Source organism: uncultured Aquincola sp., assembly GCF_964001545.1.
In the GTDB taxonomy this organism is placed as follows: Bacteria; Pseudomonadota; Gammaproteobacteria; order Burkholderiales; family Burkholderiaceae_C; genus Aquincola.
Window position 1 is genome coordinate 1 of record NZ_CAXFDV010000597.1, and the last position, 1,654, is coordinate 1,654.

The 1,654-nt window shown below is 71.3% G+C and carries 1 protein-coding gene; it reads left to right on the top strand.

Going from position 1 to position 1,654, the window contains the following annotated elements; all coding sequences use genetic code 11:
- A partial coding sequence (locus tag ABNT58_RS20665; RefSeq protein WP_348755301.1) for a U32 family peptidase occupies positions 1 to 1,654 on the top strand: 1,654 nt, incomplete at both ends.

The window sequence follows — 1,654 nt, forward strand, 5'->3', positions numbered from 1 at the left end:
GCCGATGCCGTGTACATCGGCGGCCCCGGCTTCGGCGCGCGGGACAAGGCTTCCAACTCGGTGGCCGACATCGGCCGGCTGGCCGCGCATGCCCACCGCTATGGCGCGCGGGTGTTCGTCACGCTCAACACCATCCTGCGCGACGACGAGCTGGAGCCGGCGCGCCAGCTGGCCTGGCAGCTGTACGAGGCGGGTGCCGATGCGCTGATCGTGCAGGACATGGGCCTGCTGCAGCTGGACATGCCGCCGCTGCAGTTGCATGCCAGCACGCAGACCGACATCCGCACGCCCGAGAAAGCCCGCTTCCTGCAGGACGTGGGCTTCTCGCAGATGGTGCTGGCGCGCGAGCTGGACCTGCGCCAGATACGCGCGGTGGCCGCCCAGGTGCAGGGCGCGGTACTGGAGTTCTTCATCCACGGCGCGCTGTGCGTGGCCTACAGCGGCCAGTGCTTCATCAGCCATGCGCACACCGGGCGCAGCGCCAACCGCGGCAGCTGCAGCCAGGAGTGCCGGCTGCCCTACACCGTGACCGACGCGCAGGGCCGGGTGATCGCGCACGACAAGCATGTGCTCAGCCTGAAGGACAACGACCAGAGCGCCAACCTCGAAGCGCTGGCCGATGCCGGCATCCGCAGCTTCAAGATCGAGGGCCGCTACAAGGACATGGCGACGGTGAAGAACGTCACCGCCCACTACCGCCAGCTGCTCGATGCGCTGCTGGAACGCCGCGGCGACCTGGCCCGTGCCAGCAGCGGCCGCTGCCGCTACACCTTCCAGCCCGAGCCCGAACAGGCCTACAACCGCGGCGGCACCGACTACTTCGTCAACGGCCGGCAGATCGACATCGGCGCCTTCGACACGCCCAAGCACGCCGGCATGCCGCTGGGCCAGGTGGTGGCGGTCACGGCCGATCACTTCGACGTGGAGCTGGCCGACGAAGGCGCCCAGCTGCACAACGGCGATGCGCTGACCTGGTGGGACCGCCAGGGCGAGCTGCAGGGCGTGCCGGTGAATACCGCCACCGCGCTGGGCGGCCGCCGCTGGCGGGTGCTGCCCAACCTGTCGCGCGGGCAGACGATGGCCGGCCTGAAGGACCTGCGGCGCGACACCGCCCTCAGCCGCAACCGCGACATGGCCTGGGAACGGCTGCTGGCCAAGCCCTCGGCCGAACGCCGCATCGCGCTTGACCTGACGCTGGCGCAGGCGATGGTGGACGGCGCCGAAGGCTTCGAGCTGTCGGTCAAAGACGAAGACGGCCACCGCGCCAGCGCCCGCATCGCCCAGCCGCATGAGCCGGCGCGTGACGCCGCCAAGGCCGAGGCCACGCTGAAGGACCAGCTGGCCAAGCTGGGCAACACGATCTTCGAGGCGCGCCGGGTGCGGCTGGCGCTGCAGCAGCCCTGGTTCGTGCCGGCCGGCGTGCTCAACGCGCTGCGCCGCGACGCGGTGGCCGCACTGGAAGCGGCCCGCGCGGCGGCGCTGCCGCGGCTGCCGCGCGCCCAGCCCGTGGAGCCGCCGGTGCCCTACCCGGAAGACACGCTGAGCTACCTGGCCAACGTCTACAACGGCCAGGCCGCGGCCTTCTACGCACGCCATGGCGTCCAAGTGGTGGGCGCGGCCTACGAGAGCCATGAGGCCCTGGGCGAGGTGAGCC